This is a genomic window from Vibrio variabilis (assembly GCF_003263785.1).
In the GTDB taxonomy this organism is placed as follows: domain Bacteria; phylum Pseudomonadota; class Gammaproteobacteria; order Enterobacterales; family Vibrionaceae; genus Vibrio; species Vibrio variabilis.
The window spans coordinates 82784-108655 of record NZ_JYJK01000012.1; the positions used below are offsets into that span (position 1 = coordinate 82784).

A 25872-nucleotide genomic window follows, 5' to 3' on the forward strand; every position below is an offset into this window, starting at 1 on the left:
AATCCATGAAAGTAGTCGTGTTTGCTTACCACAATATCGGTTGTACTGGCGTTCGTAGCTTGCTTGAAGCAGGTGTGGAAATCGAAGCGGTATTCACCCATGTTGATGACAGCAACGAGAATGTGTTTTTTGAGTCTGTAGCAAAACTTGCCGCGAAAAACGGTATTCCAGTTTACGCACCAGAAGACGTAAACCACCCTCTATGGGTTGAAAAGATCCGTGCAATGAAGCCAGATGCATTGTTCTCATTCTACTACCGCAACATGATCAGCCAAGAAGTGCTGGATATTGCACCAAAAGGTGGCTTTAACCTACACGGTTCTTTGCTTCCTACTTACCGTGGCCGCGCTCCAATCAACTGGGCACTGGTAAACGGTGAGACAGAGACGGGTGTGACGCTACACAAAATGGTTCAAAAAGCGGACGCTGGTGACATCGTAGGTCAAGAGAAGATCGCGATCACTGACGAAGATACAGCTGAAACGCTTCACAAGCGCATGAACGTTGCATCTAGCGAGCTGCTAAGCAAAGTACTGCCAACCATCGTTGATGGTTCTTTCAAAGCAACGGCTCAAGACGAAAGCAAAGCCACTTACTTTGGTCGTCGCACTCCTGCTGACGGTGAAATCAAGTGGTCAAACGACTCTCGCACCGTATTTAACCTAGTACGTGCTGTGACTGAACCATTCCCAGGTGCATTCACTTTCCTAGGTGAGCGTAAGCTTATTATTTGGAACGCAGAAGCAAGCGACAAAAACGTATGACGTGACTCCAGGCACTATCGTTGCTACATCACCACTAACTATCGCTTGTGCTCAAGGCTCATTGATTGTTAAGTCTGGTGAAGCGGAAAACGGTCTTTACCTAGGTGGCGAGCAACTCGCTGCTGAGCTTCACCTTGTTGAAGGCATGCGTTTTGGCCCTCAAGCAAGTGCACTTATTAACGCTAAGAAGCGCCAAAAGGTACTTATCCTTGGTGCTAACGGCTTCATCGGTACTCACCTAACTAAGCGTCTTCTAGACGACGGTGGTTACGAAGTTTATGCAATGGACATGAACTCGAACCAAATCGAAGAGCACCTAAGCCACCCGGATTTCCACTTCGTTGAAGGTGATATCACTATCCACAACGAGTGGATCGAATACCACGTTAAGAAGTGTGACATCATTCTTCCACTAGTGGCTATCGCAACACCAATCGAATACACGCGTAACCCACTTCGCGTATTCGAACTAGATTTCGAAGAGAACCTGAAGATCGTTCGTGCATGTGTGAAATACAACAAGCGCATCATCTTCCCATCGACGTCTGAAGTGTACGGCATGTCGACGGATCCTGAGTTCAACGAAGATACTTCACCACTGATCGTTGGTCCTATCAACCGTCAGCGTTGGATCTACTCAGTCTCTAAACAGCTACTTGACCGTGTTATCTGGGCTTACGGTAAGAAAGACGGTCTTAAGTTCACGCTATTCCGTCCGTTCAACTGGATGGGGCCACGCCTAGATAGCTTGAACTCTGCACGTATCGGTTCTAGCCGCGCGATCACTCAGCTTATCCTAAACCTAGTTGAAGGTACGCCGATCAAACTTATCGACGGTGGTGAGCAGAAGCGTTGTTTCACTGACATCTCTGAAGCGATTGAAGCGCTATTCCGCATCATTGAGAACAAAGAAGGTCTGTGTGACGGTCAAATCATCAACATCGGTGCACCAGAAAACGAAGCGAGCATCAAAGAGCTTGCTGAGACACTGGTTGAGAAGTTTGAGAACCACCCACTGCGTGATCAGTTCCCTCCATTTGCTGGCTACAACCTAGTAGAAAGTAAAGCGTTCTACGGTGACGGCTACCAAGACGTTCAACACCGTAAACCAAGCATCGCTAACGCGAAGAAACTGCTTGATTGGGAACCAACAGTTCACATGAACGACACAATCGAAGAAACTCTAGATTTCTTCCTTAAAGGTGCAGTAGCAGAAGAGAAGTAATGGAACAGAATGAAGTCACTAAAGTCGGTCTTCGTATCGATGTAGACACTTTTAGAGGCACCAAACTTGGTGTTCCTAAGCTACTCGACATCTTCGAGAAGCACGGAGTGAAGGCTTCATTCTTCTTTACTGTTGGACCTGATAACATGGGGCGCCATATATGGCGCCTTTTGCGTCCTGCATTTTTGAAGAAGATGCTTCGCTCAAAAGCGGCAAGCTTATACGGTTACGACATCCTGATCCGTGGCACTATTTGGCCTGGGCCTGTCATTGGTAAAAAGCTCCGTCACATCATTGAAGCGACCGATACTGCGGGCCATGAGATTGGCCTACATGCTTGGGATCACCACAAATGGCAGATGAAAACTGACACTATGTCAGCCGAGCAACTGCGCAGTGAGATCACTAAGGGCTACGATATGCTAAAGGCAATCACTGGTCGTGACCTGCCTTGCAGTGCGGTTGCCGGTTGGCGCTGTACAGACCAAACCTTGATCGAAAAAGACGCGTTTCCTTTCCAATATAACAGTGACTGTCGTGGTGATTCTATCTTCTCTCCTGGTGAGGGAATGGCACCGCAAATTCCTGTTACACTTCCTACGTATGATGAGTTAGTCGGCCAAGATGGTGTCGACAATAGTAACTACAATGACGCTATCCTTAAGCTCATCAAGCGTGATGCTCTAAATGTTTACACCATTCATGCGGAAGTCGAAGGGATAGTTTGCGCTGACATGTTTGAAGAATTGATTGTCAGAGCTAAGCAACAGAATATAGAATTCGTGCCCATGATAGATCTGCTTCATGAAGCAGAGACGCCACTTCCAAAAGATTCGATAAAAAACATCGAGATGGAAGGGCGAGAAGGGTGGCTAACGCACCAAGCGTCTTTTGTTGAGCGCATGGGGCTTTAGTTGCGGCGCGTTGGGTTTAGTGTCTCGCGTGCCATCAATCAGAGCCCATGACTTCATGGGCTTTTATTCAATTGGATGAAGAATGCAACAATCACGAATTAACTGGGCGGTATGGGTACCGCTGTTTTTTATCGCGCTTTACATATTACCGCTCGATTTGCGTCCATTGTGGTCGCCAGACGAACTCCGTTATGGTGAGATCTCTCGTGAGATGGTCGCGTCAGGAAACTGGATTGTTCCTACCTTCAACGACTTGCGCTATTTTGAAAAGCCGATCATGGGCTACTGGTTCAATGCTATTGCTCAAGTAGTATTCGGTGATACTAATTTCGCTGTGCGTATTGCGTCAGCATTGGCAACCTTAGGTGGTGCGCTATTCCTGGTGTCGCTGGTAAGTCGAATGGCAGACCGACGTCAAGGCTGGCTAACGGCAGGCGTGTTTTTGAGCATGTTTATGGTGGCCGCAATTGGTACCTATAGTGTCCTTGATGGCATGCTCGCATTTTGGCTAACGGCTTGTTATGCGGCGTTTTACTTTGCTACAGAAGCGACAAGTACCAAGCAGCGTTGGCTCCACTATGGTCTCGCGGGTTTCTTCTGTGGCTGTGCTGTTCTTACTAAAGGCTTCCTTGCTCTAGCACTGCCAGTGATTGTCGTTGTGCCATACATGATTTTGCAAAAGCAGTTCCTCGAGATCCTTCGTTGGGGCTGGTGGGTGATGCTGGTGGCATTTATCACTTGTCTACCTTGGTCACTTGCGATTCATGCTGCCGAACCTGATTACTGGAACTACTTCTTCTGGGAAGAGCACATTCACCGCTTCTCAGCAGAAGATGCCCAACACGCAGCGCCGATTTGGTATTACGTTCCGTTCCTATTTTTAGGGACGCTTCCTTGGGTGTTTTGGGCACCATCAGCGACTGTTCAGCTTAAAGGTGAGCTTAGCAAGCCGCTGATTCGTTACTCCATTTTGTGGGCATTGATGCCGTTTCTACTGTTCTCTTATGCGAGCGGTAAGTTGGCGACCTACATTTTGCCTTGTATGGCACCGATTGCGATTTTGCTGACACACGGCATCCTTAAAGCGTATAGCAAGAAAGCGAAAGGCTTAACGATTGGCTCACTAATTAACGGTGCATTCTTCGCGATTGTGGCGATCACCTTGATGGTTATGTTCTTCATGGGCAAACTACCATTGGATGAGACCGAGTCGTACCGTCCTTGGATTGCTTTGTTTATTTTAGGTTTTTGGGCAGCGTGTGCATTTTTTGCCGCTAAAGCTCAGGCGTTTGAGCACAAGTTTGCAGCCTACATGCTATCTCCACTGGCGTTGTTTGCACTGTTCTCAACCGTGGTACCAAACACGACCATTGATTCAAAAATGCCAGGTCGTTTCATGGAGGAGCTAGCACCGAAAGTGACCGACGAAATGGTGCTGATTGCTGATTACCCAGATACCATGTCAGCGCTAAACTGGTATCTAAAACGCACCGATGTCTACCTAACAAAAGGTATGGGCGAAGTCGATTATGGTTTGGCTTACGACGATGCTAACCATCGTTGGGTACCGTTTGCAGAGCTTGGTGACTTTATTAAAGAGAAGCAAAAGACGGCACCAGTGCTGCTTCACTTTAGGAACTTGCCGGCACTGCCAGCTGACTTCCCGGTGGCAGATGATCACGTTGATCGCGGTCGTTACCATGCTTTGATCTTCAATAAAATATCGGCAGAGTAATGACGGTACTGCTGTACATTATTTCTGTACTGGCTAGCTCGCTCAGTCAATATTGGCAAAAGCGAGCAGCTATGTACTTTGAAGAGAATCCGCAGCTGACGATGATGGGTAAGCTATTCAGTTTTCCAATGATCTTAGGTATTGGTTTTTTGGGCACGAGTGCGATTACTTGGCTTGGTGTATTGAGCCAGTGGGACGTGTCAGTCGCTTACCCTCTTCTTAGCGTTAACTTCGTCATCATGTTATTGGTGTCTAAGTTTGCTTTTGGCGAAGTGGTCCTGCCAAGACAGTGGCTTGGTGTCATGATGATCATGATTGGTATCGGTATCATTGGAGGCGCGCACTGATGGTATTGAAAGATCTCAAAGCTGGCCTTCCTATTGCACTGGTGAGTGTACTGCTTATTTCTGTCGCACAACTCGCAATGAAATGGGGCATGGGGGATTGTCCGCCGGGTGGGGACACTTCAACCTGCTCTAATGGCAATCGATGTGATAACGATTGTCGCTGAGTTTTGGCCTGCGCTACTTTGCGTCGCTATCGGTCTTGGATGCTACGCACTGTCTATGGGTTGCTGGGTTATGGCATTGAAGCACTTACCGCTTGGTGTTGCTTACCCGCTGCTCAGTCTAAGCTATGTCATCGTTTACGCCCTAGCGGTCACGCTTCCTTGGCTTGATGAGCCATTTAGCTGGGTTAAGCTTTTAGGTATCGGCTGTATTCTTCTTGGCCTTACTCTCATCTTCACTGCAAAAAAATCCAGCTCTTGAGCTGGATTTTTTTGAAATGCCGGTCTTTGATTACGTGTTAACGACCGCGCCCATCCACCATAATCTTCAGTGTTTTGAACACAATATGCAGATCCGTCATTAGCCACGATTTATACGATGAAAGCGACAGTGCGTAACTGTGGTCAAATCCCACTTTGCTGCGCACATCTTCAATACAGGTATCATAACCTTGGTTAACTTGCGCAAGCCCTGTGATACCAGGAAGCACATCATAAGTGCGTTCAACAAAGAATGGGATATCGTTTTCTAGTCTCTGATAAAAGTCCGGACGCTCTGGGCGCGGGCCAATAAGCGACATGTCTCCACGAAGTACATTAATAAATTGTGGCAGCTCATCGAGACGCGTTTTGCGAAGGAAACGGCCAACAGGTGTAATACGCGGGTCGTTTTCCGTTGCCCAAGTTGCACCTGTACGTGATTCTGCATCGATGTACATGGTTCTGAATTTAAGCACATGGATAAAGTCCATTTTTGTTGGGCTCCATTTACCAACGCGAAGCTGCTGATAAAAAATCGGACCTTTTGAGGTTAGCTTTATCGCTAACGCAACAGGGATAAAGCACATGCCGAGAATGAGCATACCTACACTCGCGCCGACCAAGTCAAAGATACGCTTTGAGGTACGAATCAGAGTTTTTTCCATATTAACCTTTTTCATGTTCATTCTCCTGTTGTGGTAGACGTTTCCATGCGCCGTTCTCTAAGCCAATTAGATAGCGAAGACCACCGATTAAGTTTGCAGTGTGTCCAACAACTAGGTAAGTAAATGCTCGTACTAGCTTAATGGACTGTAGTTTTGGGATAAGGACGCTGATAGCTACAGAGCCATAGAGCGCCACTTGTAGTAGTAGAAAACTGGTAAATAATGCGCTACTTGGCGCCAATATGGCTGAGGTAATCAGGCATATGAGCATCAAATAAGGGGTGAGCACTCTTAATCCTTTTCCGGAAAAGAAGGTAAGCGCGGTGCCCTTGTGCTGCGGTGCAAACAGCGACATTAGTGCGATAATTTGCTGCATGTTGCCAGCAGAGATACGTAATCGGCGTTTAAAGTCTTGGCTAGTGCCGCTGCTTTCCATTTCAATAGCGTTCATGTGTGGTTCGTATACGGCTCGATGACCACGACGAACGATGTTCATAGGAATAATGAAATCATCATTGATGGTGTTGTAAGGCAGCACTTCAAATAAGTTTGCTCTAATGAAGTAGAGCGCACCGTGGGCACCAATCGTAGAGCCTAGCGTAGACTCGCTGTATTTCACCTGGTTCTGGTAGCGCCAGTACAGAGACTCACCACGTTCATCTTGCTCTAAGAGCTGATACGTCGAGTTAACCACGCCAACATGTTTGTCCTGAAAGTGATGCGCTGCGAGTTTGAGGGCATCAATAGAAATCAATGCTGACACATCGGAGATACATGTGATGTCCGTTTCAATGGCCGACAAATGTTGATTGAGTCGGAACACTTTTCCTTGGTTATCCTCATTGTCGATGATCCTAAACAGAGTATCGCAGCAGATGGCTTCTTGAATGGTTTCTTCCGCAACATGGATAGTGTTGTCAGTGCTGCCGTCGTTGATGATGATGACTTCAAGCTTGTCGCTAGGGTAGTCGAGTACTGCACAGTTACGGATCTTATCGGCTATCCACTTTTCTTCGTTGTAAGCAGGGATAACGATAGTGATCGATGGCAGCGCAGCATTGTTGTCTAGTTGATAAAGCGACACTCGCTTTGCTTTAGGTAGCGGATGTCGTGACGCCCACCATTTTAGTAACATTGGGTAAATAGCGTGGTGATAGACAATAAAAAAAGCACTAGTCCAAAACAAGCTGATAAGTAGTGTTTGCATATCTATTCCTTGAATTGCGTGAGTCATCATTTATGCCTTAACCGCCAGTGCGCGGTACGCTTGGCTCATGGTGCGAACATCGTTATGCTCGACCACAAAATCTCTTGGTGTAAATAAGTGGCGAGTCGCCATGGCTTTCTCAAGTGTGGCCAATAGCGAAAATACGCGTTTGGATTTGGTCGTAAGCCCGGAGAGAGGGCACAACGTTTCTCGCGCTGCGCCTACGTCGGTGACCACGACAGGGATATTGCACGCCTGAGCTTCCAGCGGAGACAGTGGAAATCCTTCACAGCTTGATGGTAAGCAGAACAAATCCAGTGATTGATAAAAACTGGGCATATCGCTCACGAGTCCCAAGAAGTGCACGCGATGGCGAATGTTTAGGTGTTGGCAAAGCTGTTTTAACTCTTGCTCTAAAGGCCCTGCGCCAGCAATCGCCAAGTGCGTGTTCTCTGGCAGGCGTGATACCGCTTTAATGAGCGTTGTATGGGATTTAACGGGAACTAATCGGCCGGCAGTACCAATGATTAGAGTGTCTGCTGGTAGCCCTAGAATACGTCTCGCAGCGGCTTGGTTGGCAGGAACAAAGCGGTTGCAGTCGATACCATTTTTAATCACCTTTGATTCTGTAAATGGAAATAGCTCGTTCAACTGCTTGCTCACTTCATCTGCGTCTGCAACCAATATAGGGTTCACAAGTTTTAGCGCGAGCGTTTCAACGTGGCGACGCTTGGTGTTTTGCAGGTGCCACATGTCGTGTTCGGTATGAATGCAAGTCGTGATGCGTGCCATTCTTGCGGCGATACCACCATACAGCAATGGACCAATATGATGAGTATGTACTACGTCGGCACTGAGGCGTTTCAGCTCGGCGCTGAGCTGTTTAATCAGCGATAGTTGAAACCCCTCAGCTTTGTCTAAGAACACCAACTGCGACTGGAAGTGTCTTAAAATAGGCCAGTGTTGAATGGCCTGTTGCTGAGTACCTTCCAAGCTGATGATGTAGCAGCGCTCGTGAGCGGGAGTTTGCTTTAGGAGCTCAATGACCATGGTTTCAAGGCCGCCTGGCGCTAAATGTTGAACAACATGCACTGTGGTCAGTGTCGCTTTTCTGCCTTGGTTTTTTATGGATTGCTTTTTTGTGGATTGATCACGCTGAGTTGCCATCATTCTCGTCTCCTTACTTGTCTTATTCGCCGTTCTCGTCGTGTTGCAAATCAACGATGGCAGCGTTATTGACTAGGAGAATTGCACTTAGTGTGCCAAGAATTTAATGTATTTTAAAACAGAGAGTTAGGAAAGGTTGCATGCCATTTCTCGAAATGACATGCAAAATAGCAAATCTAGAAACTGATTTTGGGAATGGCAGTGATGACAGGCAGTTTGGCGTCTTCGAGCTGTTGGCGACGACGAATGGTCGTATCAAATAGCTCAAGGAATATCGCGGTGCCAATCCCAAGCGCGATCCCGGCAATGACCCCCAGTATAGCGAACACAATAGCTGGCAAATTGGTCGAGCTGCTCGGGGTGTAGGGTAGGTCAATCACTTTGACGCGTTTATTCTGCTCGAATATACCCAGTGAGCCGGTAAGTTCGGCCATTTCGTAGCGCTCTACCAGTTCGTCATACAGTTCACGTTTTAACGTGACGTCACGTTGCAGACGCAATAACTGTTTGGCGTTGCTACCATAGTTTTTAGCATTGGCGGTCAGTTCGGCAATCATTGACTCTAGACTTGAGGTTTCTTGTTTCAACGACTCGTATCGTCCACGCACTACTTGAAGATTTTGAAGTTGGGTAATCAATAGCGGTTGAAATTCGCGGCTACTGCTGCCAGTACCTGCTGCGCTGGCAATATCCCATAGCTGGTCGGAATCGAGTCCAGTTTGTTCACTGCTGAGTAATACTGATCGCTCTTGCTCTAGCCTTTGAAGTTCACGCAGCTTGGCCTGTACGGCGCTATGGGAGGTGGTGTACTTGGCTTTCAGCAGAGTCAATTCACTACGGATTTCAATGATCTGTTCTTCTAAACGACCAACGATTGGATTGGTTTTTGAAAGCTGCTGGTCTAAGGTACCGAGGCTTTTCTCAATACCCGCAAGCTCAGCCTGTTTTTCTGCAAGCTTTTGTTTGAGTTTAGCCAAGCGGCTTAAATTCTCACTTTGCATTTCAGGAGTCGCAGCCGAGTGCGCATTGTAATACTCCGCTAATGCTTGCTCCGCTTGCTCTAAAGCTTGTTTGCGTTTCTCAATATGAATGGTGAGAAACTCACTTGAATCGCGTATAGATGAACGCTCTGGCGCTAGCAGTTCCTCAATAAAGTGTACACTTACCGACTCTAGTAACGCTTTCATGCCATCCGGTGAAGAAGCTGAATGTTCGATTTTGATAAAGTCCTTACCGAGCTGACTGACCGTTAAGTTAGATGATATCTTCGCAATGACTTGGTCTTGCTCATAAGGGCTCATGGTGTCGTCAATGAGATTCAAGTCACTTGCGACTGAGAGCAGCACATGGCGACTGTTAAGTAGGGTTTTGAGTGCCGATAGCCTTTCTTTGAGCATGGTGGAGACCGCAATATCCTCAAGGAACGGGTTCATTTTCGCAGTTTCTTGAATCAACATGCTGGTGTGAGATTTGTATTTAGGCGGCGTCATCGCACCAACGGCATAAGCAATGATTGGCATCACAAGAATAGGGATGACAATCGCGTAACGGCGACGCCACGCCGCTGTCAGTATCACTAATAGACGTATCTTAAGCTCGCTCATAGTGCCTCCAAATATAGTTCGAGTGTGCTTGCTCTATTATCCCAGCTGTCACAGTCGACTAACCCCTTGGGTAAGGTTTGGTTCTTACTGGCAATCCGGTTTAGCGTGACCACCATACCTTCGACATTGCTGACCACATTTACATGTTCGCGATAACCAGTGATAGCTGGAAAGTCGGTGCTGACGATAGGCGTTCTTGCCGCTAGATACTCTTTCAGCTTTAGCGGATTACAGGCCTTAATTTGCTCATTGAGTACAAATGGCAGCAAGCTTACGGTCCAGTGCTGACTGTATCTTGGCAGCTCGTGATGAGGCTTTGCTCCGAGATAAAATACATTATCTGCCGCAGTAATTGGCAGCGAACTAAGCTCAATTTGACCGATAAAGACAAAGTCCCAGTTTGGTAAAGCAGCAATGGTTTGATTGAGTAGTGCATAGTCGAGCCAGTTTGACAAACTGCCGTAAAAACCAGCAATCGGCCTACCTCGATTGGGTAAATCTAAAGCGCGTTTGGCGGGCTTAGAAAATTGTTCGCTATCAACGCCATGGCTGAGCAAACGGGTTTTGTGGCTTGGAAATTTTGAGCACAGCTTTTCACTGGCGGTGATCACCAAATCTGCCTGATCGACTAATCCACTTTCATGCTCGAGAACGGTGTCGTGATCCACGCCGGCCAGTGCACCAAAGTCATCGCCGCAGTAATAGACAATAGAACGCTGTCCGAGGAGCTTACAGACATCGGATGCGGTAGGCAGTGATGTCCAAACAATAGGATCGTTAAGCTGTAGGTTATCGATCATCGGCTTGAGTTGGTATGCCATCGCTTTTGCCGCTAGCGTACGGCTCCAAGCCGCTCGCGGTGCTGGCAAGGTGTGAATATTAGCGATGGTCATGCTAGCAGGCTTATCGATGCGCGAGGGCTGAAACTGGCTAGCTTTGCCCTTGCCAAGCACTTTGCCAAGTGCGCGTTTCATATCATTTGTCGTTAAGCGTGGCTGTCTGAGGCCAATCGAATTGATCCACAAAACTTTTCTTTTGCTCGCTAAGCGCTTTATCAAATGCTGCGTACTGGAAGGTAGCGCTCCGTAATCCTCACCGAAAACAATCAGATCTCGCATTGCTCTATCCTCTTATTGGGTGATGTGTTTGACCGCTTTAGCAGGTGAGCCCGCAGCGATCACATTAGCTGGCAAATCGTGTGTTACCACGCTCCCAGCAGCGACGATAGTCCCTCTACCAATCGTCACGCCGGGCTGAACGGTGACTCCTGTTGCCAGCCAAACGTCTCGCTCTAAGACTATGTCACCCAGTCTATGATCTTCATCTGGAGCGCCTAAAGCGCGCTGCTCGGCATTCAAAGGGTGCCCTGAATAGCCAAACAGCTGACAGCGACCCGCGATGCGCACGTTGTCTTGAATTTCCACTTTTCCTGCTACAGCAATGGACACTTGCCAACCGATATCAACATTGCTGCCAACCTTGAGGGTTGGAGTGACCGATGGGTCTGGATGAGGCGTCGTGCGGCCACTCAAGGTGGTGTGACCGGATACACGGCATTCGTTGCCAAGCTCTATTTTTAGTGGACCAGTTACCAATGGGAGACCGCTATAGAGATAGAGTGAATGCCCGCAGCTAGCGAGACGTCCCTTAAATGCTGGCGTGTAAATGAAAAGTCGAGTTAGCGTATCGAAGCCGCCTTTTAATACTGTAATGAGACGGTACATAAGTTTGTTGTAAATGCTGGGTGTTGGGATCCCTGCTGCACGCGCTCGTTTCAACATGGCAAACAGGCGACGCATTTTAGGATTCGGGTGGCTTCGAAGCCAAGTTTTGAAATCAAACGAAGTTGCTGTAGCCATAATCATGTTCCTTGTTCTTTCCCTGAACTGGCGAGACGTCGCCAGTTTCAACTGTGTACTTTGTTCAATTCAAGAACTGAGCCAACAAATTTTTATAATAAAAACAGTCAATTACTTTACTTTTGCGCGCGAGGTTTTGCTTTTCTCAAATTGAGAAGCGATTTGTGAGACAGCAATAGTGAGTGCGGCGAGGATGTAAATGGGCCATACGAACCCTTGTGTTAAGAAGGTGCCTGATACAAAGGTGCCAACAAGCCCGCTATAGACGGCCATGGCCATTGAACGAAGGTAAGGAGGGATATCTTCACCACCATCAAGGTTTCGAAGCGTTTGCCTAGCACACTTAATCAAACTGGTGATAAAAAGCAAAAACACCGTGAGGCCGAGAAAGCCAGACTCTGCAAGCACGCCAAACCAGGTACTGTGCACGGCGTGGTTCAGCCCATCCCAATGAGGGCTATAAAAGAAGTAGTTGTAGTAGAAGTTGTCTAACCCAACCCCGAGTAGGGGATTATCGACGGCCATTTTAAACGCCGCTTCCCAAGCATAAACGCGTCCCATTGCTGACTCATCGATACCCGACTCGGCCGCGCCCCCTGAAGAGCGGCTTGAAATACCGGCAACGGCGTAGAGTACCACCGCGCCAATAAAGCCCAGTGAAAAGAACAACACTTTCGATTGGATAAATCGCCAGCCAAACACGCCAAACACAGCGAGCGAGCCTAGCAGGCCGCCTCGACTTTGCGTGGCAAGAACCGCAAAAATAGCACGATGGAAAGTGGCGGCTGCGAGCAATCGCATCGGTATGCCAACACCACGAGTAGTGGCGGTGGCGACAGTAAAGGCCAATGGGAACATCAGCACCAGTGCTAAATCATTGGGATCGCCGAGCATAGAACCAAAGCTGCGTCCGATGGTGACTCGCGAGCCTTCAACCAAACCAATGCCGTTGATCGAGTTGGACAGCGCTTTACAGCCCACAATGAGCCCTGCGATAACAATAGCCAAAGAAAAGCGAGACAGCTCCTTTGATGAGGTGATGAGCCAAGATACCGCAAGCGTCATAATGATGATTTTTACATAGTTGCCGGTGAACATGGAGATGGCGACACCTTTATTCGACGCAAACGGGATACCGATGATCACAAGTCCCCAAAACACCAACAGCCAAAAGTAGGTGGGGTGCCAATAGAGCCTCAGTTTCTGGCTAAACACGGTATGCCAAATGAGCGCAGCCAGGGCGCCTGCTGAGAGCATCAAAGGGATCTTGAGTGGGTAAAGTACCGGGAAGACTTCGTGTATTCGGAAGAACGAAAATACGATAAATAGAGTCACCAGCCAAAAAGTTTGGCTAAGTACCACTAAGATCCCAATCGGCAGTAGTGCGACCACCAGGCCGATCACAGGATGGGGTGCCAACACCCATGCCGCCCCAACCAAACCACACAAGACCAAACTCAGCACAATATGTTTGCTGTGTTTAGTTTGGTCGATTGAAGATGTGGTGGATGATTGAGTCATATTTACCTAGCACTGTGTTTGTCGTTAATGACTAACTAGGCAAATAGAGTGCCAAACATGGAAATGTTCTGTAGGCCTTGTACAGTGGGCTTTCTAGAGGGAGTCGATTAAGTCCAAATTTGAACAGCAGAGTGTTTCTCATTTTGGGAATCAAATTGAGCGGCGAGATTTACGCTTTGAGCCCATACACCCCGAGCATCGTCGGTATGACTACATCGGTAGAGTAATTAAGTTCAATGGTTTGCTGAGCGTGATATTTGATTTGCGAGCGTTTGGCGTCTGAAAGTGAAAACCAAGTGTTTAGTGTGGCTCTCATATCTTCGGGAGATGAGGCGATCCAGCCGTTGCTACCAGTATCAATAACACTAGGAAGCTCACCAAGCTTGAAGCTTATCACGGGTATTCCTCTGGACATGGCCTCTAGAGCCGCCATCGGTAACCCTTCATAGCGAGACGTGATCAGAACAAGGTCGACGCTTTGCCAAACGTCATTCATATTCGATTGGTGCCCGTGAAACTGCACATTTGGCGGAGCAATCTCTTTTAACAGCGATTCCATCGGTCCTGAACCATAGATATGAAAGTCCTGGTTTGGAAAATGGGTGGCCATTTCAATAAAGGTATCTGGGCCTTTTTCTTCACTTAACCTGCCGACAAACGCGACATTGCGCGACGCAAGTGACACAAGCGGCGCTTTGGGAACAAAGTTTTTTACCAGTATGCTCTTGTAGGGAAGCTTCGATTGAATAGTGCGACTGACGCAGATACGTTGCTCGCTAAGGAAAGCACTGAATCTATCGAGAGCATCATAAAATTTGACGCGACCTTTCGGGGTTTCTCCAGCGTGAAAGCTTGAGACAATGCGGATTGAGTTGGTATAGCCAATAAGGCGAGTGACTCTCGCTAAAAGGCTGCCTTTATAACCATGAGTATGAATCACCGCTGGGCGTTGATTGTGCTGCTCAGCGCTAGAAATGGCCTCTTTCAGACGCAACAGTGGGTGGGTGTTGGGATACTCACGGCTCAGGGTCATGTTAGGAATTGAATTCTGGTTTAGCGCTGTTTCGAGCGGTGGGGTTGGGTGGTATTCGTTGGAAAATACCACTTTTACCTGGTAGTTATGAGCGAGCAATCCCTTGGCGAGCTCCAAGACATGAGTCTCAATGCCGCCAAATGAGCGGCTATCGAGCAGTAACCAAATCACCGGATTAAGAGGCACTGTCTTCGGCTTCCCATGCTTGTTTTTTACGATAGACGGTGGAGGGGCTGAGCTCCAGTAACACCGCAGCATTGAGTACATTACCATCGCAGTAGTCAATGGCTTGCTGAATGGTCTCCCGTTCTATTTGCCACATCGGACGGATGGTTACCCCTTGTGAATGGCTGGGTTCTTCATTTGGCGGGGTGTGACTAGCAGGGCTCTCCATCGGCATTGAAGTCGTGGCCATATCAGGGGCTGCTTCTACTACCGGGCTAGGCGTTGGGCTGGTCTGCTGTACGACAGAAAGACGGTTATTCGGTGCCTGTGACGCCGATGATTTAGTTGCCGTTGAAGTCATGATTTCGGGCGGAAGGTGTGATACTCCGAGTGACTTTTCATCATTAAGCACGACAATATTGCGGATGATGTTTTGCAGCTGACGCACGTTGCCAGGCCAAGTATAGCGTTTCAGGTAGCGCTGTGCGTCTTTCGTTATGGTTTCAAATTTGCGTCCATCCTGCTTGGAATAGATACGTAGGAAATGTTCAGCAAGCGTGACGATGTCACGGTCGCGTTCTCGCAGTGGCGGCATATGGATGGGAACAACGTGGACGCGATAGTAAAGGTCTTCTCTGAAGCGGCCTTCTTGAACCTCTAAAAGTGGGTCACGGTTGGTCGCGCAGATAATGCGTACGTCCACTTTTTGCTCTTTGGTGGCACCTAAAGGAGTAAACGTGCCCGTTTGTAGAAAGCGCAGCAGTTTTTTCTGCATTTCCAAATCCATCTCGCAAAGTTCATCTAAGAACAGCGTGCCGCCATCGGCGAGTGAGGCGGCGCCTTTTCGGTCAGTGGCTGCGCCAGTAAACGCCCCTTTTACATGACCAAACACTTCACTTTCCATCAGATCTTTTGGAATAGCACCACAGTTAATGGCAACGAATGCTTTGTCTTTGCGGTTACTTTCATTGTGAATGGCGTTGGCGCATACCTCTTTACCTGTGCCGCTTTCACCTATGATGAATACGCTTGCGTTGGTGTCGGAGACCGCATCTATGATTTTATACACCCCCTGCATTGGGATGCTGGCACCAATAAAATCGTGGAAGCGTTCGCGATCCATTTTTTGCTGAATATCATCCAGCATGGTTTCAAGCTCAGCTTGCTTAAGGTGGATCTGGATCGAAGTTTTGAGTCTGTCAGCGCGGATAGGTTTCTCGAGGAAATCTTTCGCGCCTTTTTGAATTAACTTCACAGCCGTGTCAACGCTGCCGTGCGCGGTAACGACCACAACGGGTATGCTGATGTTTTTCTCTTCAAGCCACTCTAAAATCTCGTCGCCTTGCATATCGGGTAGCTGAAGGTCGAGGATGATAAGAGAAGGAATCGTACGTTCAAGTATGCGCTTTGCTTCACCGCCTGTTGCAGCATGAAGTAAGTCAAAAGGTTCATTCTTTAAGTATTGCTTGTAGAGAACGGCGAGAGAAGACGAGTCCTCCACCAAGAGTACCTTGGGTGTCATACTTACAATCCTTTGTTTTATTCGACGATGTTGTTTTAATGATAGTACAGATTGTCAATTTGCAACAAAGTATCGCATGTTAAGGTACTGAATAATAACAATTTGACAAGGAGCCTCTCAAAATGAAGGCTCAAATCGATTGAGATAGGAAGCGGTTGTTGCGAACTTTAGTTTTCATCCAGTTGGTGACACGTTTGGGTAGCCAGCTTAAGCGATCGATTTCTCGACAGATCTCGCTGGCAAGCGACGGTTGATCTCGATAGTTGAGTACAGATCCAAGCAACTGAACGGACGTGGCGTCGTTCAAGATTTGTGTCGCTTCTGTCACTTGATTGGTCATAGTCACGCCGCTAAGCACCACTAAAAAGGTACCGTCGCAGGCATTGGCGACCACTTGAGCCGGTATGTTGTTTTGATTGACGTTGAGAATGGGGGAAGTATCAAACACGACACGGTCATATTCTTCCAACCAACGTTCAGTCTGCTTGCGAAGCTGAATTGGATCTTTAAACTGCAAACGTGTTTTCGGGTCGCTCGGTACACTGACCCCCAAAAACACCTTGGGAGACGAGGTGTCACTGTCTTGCTCCTGAAGCAATTGACTAGAGGTATCACTGTTGTCCGAAGGCCTATCAAAATCGAGTGGTACTAAACTGGGTCGAAACATATTTAAGTCGACGAGCAGTGTTTTGTAGCCAGCCAGCAGATAACGTTCGGTCAGCGCTTTTGCGAGTGTCGTTGTACCTTCCCCACTATTGCAAGCGGTCAGGCAAATAGAGCGGCACTGCTTTAACTCAGCATTTAGATACAGCTCTTCAATCTCAGCATGAGTGGCAGGTATCGTCATCATAGGGCTCCGATAATAGCGATTGTCGAAACGATTCGGAAAATATCAGTGAGACCCAATCGTGCTTGTTCAGCAAAGCTGTTGCGGCGATCGGGTACATAAACGGTATCGCCAGCGCGAAGTACAGGTAACATACGGATGTCTGCTGTTTTACTAAACTCAACCAAATCAAATGAGCGAGCTTGCCCTTGACAGCACGACATGTTGACGATGCTGATTTTGCTGATGTAAGCACGCTCATCAGGGCCGCCAGCTTCGGCTAAGATATCCAAAATAGTCATGTTGTCATTGAATACATAACGGCCTGGGCTTTTTACTGCACCAAGTACTCGAACCGTTTTTTCTTTTGGCTTATCAAGCCAGTTTTTGTTTTTTTCCGGGACGTAGATAGTATCTCCCGGCTTCACCAGCGGTAGAATGGACTCGTCACCTGTTTCAAAGTAAGTCGACAAATTGAGCCTACTGACTTTTGCATAAGGTTTGTCACGATGTGTCACACGAATGTTGTGAATGTCGGCGTCTTTAGTTGGTCCATCTGCAGCGGAGAGAATGTCTAGGAAATGCATCTCATTGGTAAAGCGATACCGTCCAGGTGCATTAACCTGACCAAATACGTAGATAGACGCATCAGAGCTCTGTCTTACCCATTGAGCTTTGTTGTCAGACGGGTCTTGTGGAAGATCGTGTACCCTTACTACCGCACCCGCACCGATAAAGGGAAGTTCAGATTGTGGTGCGCCTTTTTTAATGAATTCATCGAGGTTAAACACAACGGTTTTCCCGCCGTTTGCGACTTCGATTTTAGAGGTATCTGCGCGCCCCTTAGGGCCGCCAACGTGCGCCAACAGATCCATCAGATCCATTTCATCTGACCATTCGATGCGCCCAGTCTGACGACTTCACCAATAACATTAACTGCGCGATCAGGTGAGATTTTCAACCATGACTTTTCATTGATATCTGTTTTCTCAGGTACAAAAATCGCGTCACCAGCTTCGATAAGGGGGCTTGAGCGGTGCTGAGACCCTCAGTGTAAGCGGTCAAATCAAAAGGTATGATGGAACCATCTGATTTAATCACTCGCATTTGACGAGATTCGGCAAAACGCGTTGGACCGCCGGCATTGGCTAGAATATCCATAAAGGTCGCACCTGGCTTACCCTCGAACGCGCCTGGTGCGGCCACTTCACCCATGACATAAACGGTGTTCGAGCCGGATTTGATTTCTTCTTCCTGCTTAGGAACAAATATGGTTGCGCCTGGCTGCAATGGTGGAAGTAGAGAAGTGTCTCCACTGTCCAAGTAACGTTTTAAGTTGAACAGAATAGGGGAGTTATTGCTGATAACTCGAATTTGCTCGACGCTGGCATAGCGCGTGACACCGCCTGCGCGCATAAGAACATCGACAAGGTCGGTATTGGCTTTGTATGAAAATGAGCCTGGCGCGTTGACCTCACCGAACACCTTGATCGCTTGGCGTGAATCTGCACTGTCACCAGAGTCGGCGAGCTTTGCTGCATCAAACTCTTGTTCCACGTTACCAACAAGCGGCGAAGCTGGGACAAAAAGAATATCTAAGGACTCTAGTGCGGGTAAGTCGCTGTCATCACCAGTATCAAGGAACTGTTTGTAATCAAACTCAATACGATCTGCTCCGCGACGGTGAATCATTTTATTGAGCTGCGCCCCAGCTCTTAGTCCACCAGCGGCTTGCAACGCCATTTGTACGTTCGAATTATAAGGGATGGTGTACTCCCCAGGTGCCTCAACATAACCCTGTACGGAAATTAGGATCTGGCGCTCGGCGATGAATACTTTGACGTTGGTGGTATCGCGAAAGACTGTGCCCAGAGCATCTACTACGATAGATTCAAGCTGGGTTTCATCAAATCCAGCGACGAAGACTTGTCCTACTTCAGGAAGGTTAATGCGACCGCGTTTGTCGACTTGAAATGCTCGGTTAAGGCTCGACTCTCCGGGTAGATCAACTTGGATAAGGTCGCCAACTTGGACGTTGTTTTCGTCAGTGAGTGCAGCAGGGCTAAACACTACCACGATCATTGCCAATAACAGTGTTGCTAGGGTATTGAGAAGCTTCATTATTGTGCTCCTTTGTCAGCAGCTCCATATCCAGTATGGCTACTTTCTTTGGCGCTATAACTTTCTGCAGCGCTATAGTTATCAGCAATGACATCAAGCTTACGCGGCGGTTGGTGAGCATGACGCCCGGTGTGTTTCCTTCATATAAGGCAGTTCTTCGCCTAATGAATGGGTGTCGATTCGATTCGGCGCTAATCCAAAGATGGTTAAGTAGCGTTTTACCTGTTGCGCCCGTCCTTTGGCGATTCGCTCGTTATATTCCTTCGTTCCGGTCGCATCTGCGTGACCTGTGACCGATAAGCGAATGTTTGGATACTGTTTTAAAATGTTCGCTGCCTCGGCTAGGTGCCCCATATACTTGGGATTCACTTCTATAGAGTCATAGGCGAACTGGTTGTCGACATTCAAAAGGTTGTAGATTCGTTTCACCACAGACATCTGTCATCAAATGCCGCTCCTTTTGCTGGTGGTGCGCAGGTTGCTTGGCTCAATACGTAGTCTAGTCGTAGCTCTAGGTCGTTCAATTTTTTTCGCTGGATAACGATGTCGTTGGCGGCGTCAATCCAGAGTCCGCCCTCAAGCTCTCGTGCGATACGGTTTTGCTTCTCCTGAGCTTGCAATACTGCAGCGGGAAAGCACCATTGAGCGCCTTCTTGTATTAGCGAATCTAAGTGGAGTTTAGTCAGCTTCCAATCGAAGCGCAGCCCATGCTCTGGGCCGAGTGGTTCGTCTGGCATAACAGGTGAAAAATCGGAGCCTACATATTGTTCGGCAATGCCTCCGGTTCCATCATCAGGATAACTGGTACATGCAACCAGAAGACTTGCCAAAATACAGGTTAATGCTTGTTTAATACCCGTGTTTACTTCCATGTAGTGACCACCTATTTTGCCAACTTTTTTGTCTAATATTTTGAGGCTACAAGTACTCGTTACTGGCGTGAGTATTGACTGGAATCGCCTGACCAATTCGAAGTAACTTTATGATTTGCAGGGGCTGTCCTGTGACATTTTCCAGACGCATTTTTCGTTCACGTTCAACGAGTCGCTTATACAAATAAACAATAGCACCGATGCCAGAAGAATCCATAAAGCGCACTTGTTCTAGGTCGATTTCTATTTCTTGGTGTCCATCATTGTGAATGATGTCATCAATTTGAGCTTGAGCCGATCGACTGCCTCGAGCATCAAAATCGCCTAAAACTTTTACTTGAAGGGTTTGAGTGTTGGTTTCTGCTTTTAGTAGTTCCATGGTCTTGTCCTCGTCCTAAATGGCTAAATTGTTTCTACATCCAATAGATTGCATGGAGTGTGCCAATAATTTAGTTGTTATATTTCAATCGCTTGGGATTTTAAGGCGGAGTGTTTATCAAATTGAAGATGTGATTCTCAATTTGAAAATAGAAATTGCAGGGTGAGAAAGGAAAAAAATGGAACGGAAGGCGCAAATAGATAGCTGTAATAAGGCTATAGGGAAGACTTGCAATCTAGCTCTGCCACTCGCGAGTGGCAGAGCTAGATTCAACTAATAGACAATCGCCGTTTTCACCATGGCCTTGAACCGGCGAACGCTCGGGTAGGTGATGAAGGTTTGCACATGTTTTGCTGTGCGATGGAAATATCCTTTGTGCTGCGAAGCATACTCGCAATAGGCGTCCATCAGACGCTCATCGACAAAGCGCTTCGCTTTAGAGCACTGGGCTTGAGCACAGCTGACATGACGCTGAGCAATCGTCTTCATTGCTTCAATGCGTTTTGGAACATTCGAAGAGACGCTGCCTTGGCGCATCAGGTAGTGCATACGAATTTCGTTGGTAAACGACACGTCACCAATCTCACTTAGCTTTAACCACAGATCCCAATCACTGGCACTTGGTAATTCACAGTCAAACCCTTGCACTTGAAGGTAAGCATCACGGCGACACATGACCGAAGAAGTACCGACAATGTTCTCTTTGAAAAGCATCGCCGTTGCATGCTTTAACATTTGATAGCCGGAAATCGCAGATTGCGATTCAATATGGCGTTGAAACTCGGGCCAGTATTGAAAGCATGGAATAATAAACTCGTTCGCTTCATTGATGTGCTCATAATTGGTGAAGCTGAGTACGCAGTTGGGGTGATTACTCATAAAAGCGACTTGTTCAGCGAGTTTACTATGTGTCCATAGATCATCAGCATCTAAAAATGCTATCCATTCCCCTTTGGCTTGTGCTACGCCAAGATTGCGAGCGGCACCTGGGCCTCCACGCTCACTGAGGATAAGTGAGATATGTGGATGGGTATGACTTAATTCAGTTAAGTACTCACGTGAACCGTCCGTGGAACCATCGTCAACGAACAGGATTTCGTAATCGGTATACGTCTGCTGCTCGATGCTATGTAAGCACTGAGAAAGGTACGCCAAACAGTTGAAGTTTGGAATGACAATACTGACGGTTGGGTTTGCATGTGAAGTCATGTTGGGATTCCTTATAAACGTTTAGCGAACGTATCAGTGTGGATGGCGTTGTCGGCTTGTTTCGCTTTAGGTCGCCAGCTGTTCATCAGCCAAAAGCTGAATAGGGCGGTTTGTACCAGCCAGCCCGCAACCAGGTAAATGGATGACAATTGGTTTAGTGCGATAAAAATTGTTACCCAAACTAGGTGAATAGCAAGTTGGATGTAGTGATGATTCAGTACCAGACGTTTTTGGCTGGCACGGTCAAACAGATAGGCACGCAGTGCATAGATGGCGATAAAGGCAAATACAACGCCTTGGATTCCAAATAGCCAGCTTGAGATGGTAAACGCACTAAGCGCTGCTATGGCCATAATCGTATTGATTTTTAGGACAATTTTAGGCTGTTTCTCAATATAGCAACCCGTGGTCAAGGTATGGGAAATTTGCTTAAACGCGATGCCCAGTGCTAGCCACGGAATCCATTGTGACGCTTCGTGGTAGCGTGCCGGAAACCCGTTTTCAATAATAACAGGAGCAAACAGAGCGATACTCATTGCGAACCAAATAGTGGTATGGCACAGGGTTTCGGCGATACGTACGGTTTTTACTTTTCCGTTCTCTTCATTGAGTATCTGAAAGCGCTTTGGAAACCACCATAGGGTGAGGGGTTCACACAAAAAGGCGACAATAAGGGCGAATTGCATCGCGATGGCGTACTGAGCTAATGATTCTAGCCCAACAGATGCAGCCAAGATCCAGCGCTCAGCACCAGCCGCGACAAATAGTAGCGATCCAGAGAAGATAAGAGGTAGCCCATAATGTCTCATTTGTTTTGCGATATGTGCATCCCAGCTAAATGAAAGTGAACACCATTGTTTGACTAACAGAAGGGTTGCTAAGTACAGAGAGGAGAGCAGAGCGGAGAGCAATACGCCAGTCAATCCTAAACCATAATGTAGGAAAGCAAAGGTCAAAACGGCTTGAATCACAGCTTTACTACTGGTTAGCAAAAAGAACAAGCGAGCATTGTCGACTAATCTTAGCCAGGTTAGCGGCATGTTGATGGTACAGCTGACGATCAGGGTCAAAGTGACCAAAATAAAATCTGTGCTGCTGATTTGCGTCCATGTGGACAGAACAACAAAACCAATGGGTACGGCAGCGACGAGTGCCATGGCGGCGATAATGAGCTGTTGAATCGTGGCGGTGCTGTTTGAGGTGTCAAACGTTCTGCCTTTCGCCTCTCCAGCTTGCTTGTAAAGCGCTTCTACCAAACCAAAACCAAGAATAATGCCACCAACGTTTAATATGGACAGCCATAGATCAAGCTGACCGTAGTCCGTGGTAGACAGTGCCCCAGCAACAATTGGCAGCATGATAAACGATACGCCTTTCATCAAAACTAGCCCTGCGGCGTAGTAAAGCGACTGTTGAATAGCGCGGCTCATAATGTTGCTCCTTGTAACTGGTCGTTGCCTTCAATGGCGGTGGCCAGTTTCTTGGCTGAGCTGCGAGCACTGTAAAGTCGAGTCACACGAGTTCGTGCTTTGTCTAACTGGCTCATTCGCTGCGAGATGGTAAGTGAGTACGTTTTGACGATGGCAGCCGCCAAACTTTGTGGATCTTTTGGTGGTACTAACAGTCCGGTACCTTCAACGATCATTTCCTTGCAGCCCATGAAGTTACTACAAATAACTGGCAGCCCGAGAGCCATCGCTTCTTTTACGACAACGGGTCCGGTGTCTCTATCTCCGTCACGCGCTTCACAAAAGGGAGTGCAAAGCGCTAAATAGTGTGAAGCATTATCAATGATCCATTCTGAAGGGCGGCTGCCGAGAAAGTGCACTTGCTCAGCAATGCCTAACTGATTGGCTAGCGCGACGAGCAAGGACTTCTGTTCACCATCACCGACAAGGTCTAAATCGGGACGTTCATCATCCGGAAGTAGCGCAATGGCTTGAAGGAGATCAACCAGCCCTTTTTTCTCCGTCAGGCGACCGACAAAAAGTAACCGCCCATTGTGATGTTGGCGAGGATGAAATGGATAACGGCTAAGCTCTATGCCGCATTCAACGATATGTACTGGGTGGTTAGGTGCAAGCTCTAAAAACTGGTTACACATATCTTCACAAACGCAAACTGAAAAGCTGGAAGATTCTAGCTTGAGGCCAAATCGGCCGGGCGCGCATAAACATCGTAACCGTGGCCGACAAAAGAGACTTGGCAACCTGAAAGCTTGCTTGCTGCAATCGCTGTCGCCGCGGTATGCAGAGCAAAATGAGCATGAAGGTGGTCACAGTCATTCTCTATTGCCACTCGTGCGAGTTGTCCTGCACTGCGAATCAGTGATTTTTTTGGAAGGCCATTTTGACGAACAATGAATGACAGAGCTTTGACGCTTCTGAAAGGGTTACGAAGCCAAATAGCAAGAGCAGAAAAATTGCTAATGCTAGAAAGCGCAACGGCCTTATCGAGCAGTGGCTTATCAACAGGCTGACCACCACTTTGATGGATGTTGAAGGCAAATGGCTTCACTTGATACCCGAGTGCTTCCATCGCACGTATTTCTGTACCGACGAAGGTTTCTGACAGAACAGGGAAATCGCTGAGTACGTAACCTAGAGTCTTCATTGCTTGCTCCTATGCGCCAGTGATCGACTGAATAGCGGTTAGCGGCTTCGATTGCGACCAAACCGCGCTAAAGCCAAGAGTCGGTAAATGCTGCTGAACGCGTTGCCATGCCTGATCATCTTTGATGTTGTTTAGACAGTTCATCTGACGCAAGCTGCGCTCAAGGGTACCGCGAGACAGATGCTTTGCTAGCTCGCTGTAGTTATACATAGGCGTGCTGTTTTTGCCCCAGTTTTCAATGCCTAGGCGACTCGTCAATGCAGGGTAGCGGTAACTTAGTGGCAATCCGTGGCTAAGCGGCTGATCGGTTTTGTCCCAGCGAACATTAGCAAGCTTTGGAGACAGCTTCTGTATCGCTTTTCGATGAAAGCGGCTCGCGAGTTTATAGCGCACTGGTAAGTGAGCAATCTGATACAGCGCATCTTTGTTGAGAAATGGATGGCTGCGAAGGTAGTGCGAATCTAACATTTGTTGGCCGCAAGCGACAAACCGAACCACGCGATTTTGTAAATAGAAGTTGTCCAAAAAACGTGCTGGTGTATCAAATTGATGGGCGTGACGTTCAATGATTCTATTTAGGTCACTGAGCATGGTTTTTTTGTATTGAGGTGCATAGCTGAAAAACGGTGTGGCTGATTTCGAATATTCCTCACGAATGTAGCGCTTAGCTCGCTCCATCAGTGATGTGTGACCTACCATGCCTTGACCGAAGATGCTAAAACCGGGAAAACCACGGTCGTAGTAAAACGCTCTTGCAACTTCAGCACCGGTGCCAGTGAGAAGCATGCGCCCAGTGGTTTGTGCCAACAATGAAGAATCAAGAATCGAGTGGGCATGATGAAGAGGGACTTCACCATTGCCGAGATCCGCGACTCGTTGAATGGTGCTGGGTTCTGTGGGCGTCGCGAACTCGCTTCCAGTAATCAAACGAAGCCCTGCACACTCGGCAAGGGTTTTGGCAATTTGATGGTCACTAGAAAGTGGTGAGCCATAGGTTAGCGTCGTTGGCTTTTTCCCCAGTGCTGTAGCAGCAGACAGAATTAGGCGAGAGTCGAGCCGCCACTTAATGACACCATTGGGTCACTGTCGCAGTTAAATGCTTCGCGAACAGCTTCGACAAAGGCTTCCAAAGCATCATCAAAGCGGGTGATGTCGTTGCCTAACATCGGGGTATCTTGATGAGATTCGACGCTGGTACGCTCTGAATCTATGGTGACGGTTGTGTTCCCATTTAGGCAGCGGATCTCATCCCATAATGTTTGCTCATCAAACAACTGGCCGAACGCCACTAATGTGCGTTGAGCGCTCGATGTTTTAGGCTGGTGCTGCGTAAAGGTGCTAAGCGCTTGACGACTGGTATAAAGTATTGTGCTGTGTTGGTGTTCGCCAACCCAAACCGGGAAAATACCTAGACGATCGGTGCATGCTTGTACGGTTTGCTCATCGTTATCAACAACAATCCAACTGCGACCCCAATAAGATTGGCTTCGGTTTAGACTCACATCGGCGATGATGTCCGCATCGCTGGCAGCGCTGGCGGGGTCACCCCAACAAATCACGGTTTTATGGCCAAGGTTCCAAATGGTCGCACTATCCAGTTCGCCCTCATTGGCGGTGTTAGTCATGCCGACTGCTTGGTTGGTCGCTTTTGGAATTGTAATGAGATAATGTGCCATAACCCTGCCTCAGAAGTTTTATTGAT

The 25872-nt window shown here is 47.7% G+C and carries 23 protein-coding genes and 2 pseudogenes; 6 read left to right on the top strand and 19 right to left on the bottom strand.

The genetic code is table 11. The features are described 5' to 3' along the window. The first annotated feature begins 5 nt into the window (after nt 1–5). The 6 genes from TZ48_RS24685 to arnF all read left to right on the top strand — a co-directional run bounded on the left by TZ48_RS24685 (nt 6) and on the right by arnF (nt 5408). The gene (locus TZ48_RS24685; protein WP_239670678.1) at nt 6–764 is read left to right on the top strand and encodes a formyltransferase; all 759 of its coding nucleotides are present in this window, start codon (nt 6–8) and stop codon (nt 762–764) included. Further along, nucleotides 712–1989, top strand: coding sequence for a bifunctional UDP-4-keto-pentose/UDP-xylose synthase (locus TZ48_RS24690; protein WP_239670679.1), 1278 nt, complete (start codon nt 712–714; stop codon nt 1987–1989). Before TZ48_RS24685 ends, TZ48_RS24690 begins: the two co-directional genes overlap by 53 nt. After that, entirely contained in the window at nt 1989–2903 is a 915-nt protein-coding gene (gene arnD / locus TZ48_RS02810) for a 4-deoxy-4-formamido-L-arabinose-phosphoundecaprenol deformylase (protein ID WP_112478184.1), read from the top strand. Before TZ48_RS24690 ends, arnD begins: the two co-directional genes overlap by 1 nt. Before the next feature lie 82 nt (nt 2904–2985). Then, on the top strand, nt 2986–4638 hold the full coding sequence (gene arnT / locus TZ48_RS02815) for a lipid IV(A) 4-amino-4-deoxy-L-arabinosyltransferase (RefSeq protein ID WP_112478185.1): 1653 nt from the start codon (nt 2986–2988) through the stop codon (nt 4636–4638). After that, nucleotides 4638–4985, top strand: coding sequence for a DMT family transporter (locus TZ48_RS02820; RefSeq protein WP_112478186.1), 348 nt, complete (start codon nt 4638–4640; stop codon nt 4983–4985). Before arnT ends, TZ48_RS02820 begins: the two co-directional genes overlap by 1 nt. 108 nt (nt 4986–5093) lie before the next feature. Further along, on the top strand, nt 5094–5408 hold the full coding sequence (gene arnF, locus TZ48_RS02825; protein ID WP_239670680.1) for a 4-amino-4-deoxy-L-arabinose-phosphoundecaprenol flippase subunit ArnF: 315 nt from the start codon (nt 5094–5096) through the stop codon (nt 5406–5408). Nucleotides 5409–5445: 37 nt separating this feature from the next. Here the strand turns inward: arnF and TZ48_RS02830 are convergent, their stop codons facing one another. The 19 genes and pseudogenes from TZ48_RS02830 to TZ48_RS02920 form a co-directional block, all read right to left on the bottom strand. Next, nucleotides 5446–6087 carry a sugar transferase gene (locus tag TZ48_RS02830; protein WP_112478187.1) on the bottom strand — a complete coding sequence of 214 codons (642 nt, stop codon included), beginning with the start codon at nt 6085–6087 and terminating at the stop codon, nt 5446–5448. Continuing rightward, complete coding sequence (locus tag TZ48_RS02835) at nt 6074–7279, bottom strand: glycosyltransferase family 2 protein (RefSeq protein WP_112478188.1); 1206 nt, start codon at nt 7277–7279, stop codon at nt 6074–6076. Before TZ48_RS02835 ends, TZ48_RS02830 begins: the two co-directional genes overlap by 14 nt. Before the next feature lie 30 nt (nt 7280–7309). Continuing rightward, complete coding sequence (locus TZ48_RS02840) at nt 7310–8446, bottom strand: glycosyltransferase (protein WP_112478230.1); 1137 nt, start codon at nt 8444–8446, stop codon at nt 7310–7312. 176 nt (nt 8447–8622) lie between these two features. Beyond that, on the bottom strand, nt 8623–10050 hold the full coding sequence (locus TZ48_RS02845; protein WP_112478189.1) for a GumC family protein: 1428 nt from the start codon (nt 10048–10050) through the stop codon (nt 8623–8625). Next, nucleotides 10047–11168 (bottom strand): glycosyltransferase, encoded by a 1122-nt coding sequence (locus TZ48_RS02850; protein ID WP_112478190.1) that lies wholly within the window; start codon nt 11166–11168, stop codon nt 10047–10049. The genes TZ48_RS02845 and TZ48_RS02850 overlap by 4 nt, the downstream gene beginning before the upstream one ends. A gap of 12 nt (nt 11169–11180) precedes the next feature. Continuing rightward, entirely contained in the window at nt 11181–11909 is a 729-nt protein-coding gene (locus tag TZ48_RS02855; protein WP_112478191.1) for an acyltransferase, read from the bottom strand. Nucleotides 11910–12020: 111 nt separating this feature from the next. Continuing rightward, nucleotides 12021–13430: an O-antigen ligase family protein gene (locus tag TZ48_RS02860; RefSeq protein ID WP_112478192.1), complete on the bottom strand. Its 1410-nt coding sequence runs from the start codon at nt 13428–13430 to the stop codon at nt 12021–12023. A gap of 169 nt (nt 13431–13599) precedes the next feature. Further along, the gene (locus TZ48_RS02865) at nt 13600–14649 is read right to left on the bottom strand and encodes a glycosyltransferase family 4 protein (RefSeq protein WP_162674473.1); all 1050 of its coding nucleotides are present in this window, start codon (nt 14647–14649) and stop codon (nt 13600–13602) included. Further along, complete coding sequence (locus TZ48_RS02870) at nt 14639–16150, bottom strand: sigma-54-dependent transcriptional regulator (protein WP_112478194.1); 1512 nt, start codon at nt 16148–16150, stop codon at nt 14639–14641. Before TZ48_RS02870 ends, TZ48_RS02865 begins: the two co-directional genes overlap by 11 nt. Nucleotides 16151–16280: 130 nt before the next feature. Further along, nucleotides 16281–17000, bottom strand: coding sequence for a P-loop NTPase family protein (locus TZ48_RS02875; protein ID WP_338062245.1), 720 nt, complete (start codon nt 16998–17000; stop codon nt 16281–16283). Continuing rightward, a pseudogene (locus tag TZ48_RS02880) lies at nt 16997–19058 on the bottom strand (SLBB domain-containing protein). Before TZ48_RS02880 ends, TZ48_RS02875 begins: the two are co-directional and overlap by 4 nt. A 133-nt stretch (nt 19059–19191) precedes the next feature. Beyond that, a pseudogene (locus TZ48_RS02885) lies at nt 19192–19969 on the bottom strand (OmpA family protein); the annotation flags it as partial. 46 nt (nt 19970–20015) lie between these two features. Next, on the bottom strand, nt 20016–20348 hold the full coding sequence (locus TZ48_RS02890) for an STAS domain-containing protein (RefSeq protein WP_112462038.1): 333 nt from the start codon (nt 20346–20348) through the stop codon (nt 20016–20018). 273 nt (nt 20349–20621) lie between these two features. Next, on the bottom strand, nt 20622–21557 hold the full coding sequence (locus TZ48_RS02895; RefSeq protein WP_112478196.1) for a glycosyltransferase family 2 protein: 936 nt from the start codon (nt 21555–21557) through the stop codon (nt 20622–20624). Nucleotides 21558–21568: 11 nt separating this feature from the next. Next, nucleotides 21569–22987 carry a lipopolysaccharide biosynthesis protein gene (locus tag TZ48_RS02900; protein ID WP_112478197.1) on the bottom strand — a complete coding sequence of 473 codons (1419 nt, stop codon included), beginning with the start codon at nt 22985–22987 and terminating at the stop codon, nt 21569–21571. Continuing rightward, on the bottom strand, nt 22984–23661 hold the full coding sequence (locus tag TZ48_RS02905) for a glycosyltransferase (RefSeq protein ID WP_112478198.1): 678 nt from the start codon (nt 23659–23661) through the stop codon (nt 22984–22986). Before TZ48_RS02905 ends, TZ48_RS02900 begins: the two co-directional genes overlap by 4 nt. A 35-nt stretch (nt 23662–23696) precedes the next feature. Further along, nucleotides 23697–24170, bottom strand: a complete 474-nt coding sequence (locus TZ48_RS02910; RefSeq protein WP_112478199.1) for a hypothetical protein — start codon at nt 24168–24170, stop codon at nt 23697–23699. 9 nt (nt 24171–24179) lie between these two features. After that, complete coding sequence (locus TZ48_RS02915; protein ID WP_112478200.1) at nt 24180–25097, bottom strand: hypothetical protein; 918 nt, start codon at nt 25095–25097, stop codon at nt 24180–24182. A 113-nt stretch (nt 25098–25210) separates the two neighbouring features. Then, entirely contained in the window at nt 25211–25846 is a 636-nt protein-coding gene (locus tag TZ48_RS02920) for a hypothetical protein (RefSeq protein WP_112478201.1), read from the bottom strand. Between the last annotated feature and the right edge of the window lie 26 nt (nt 25847–25872).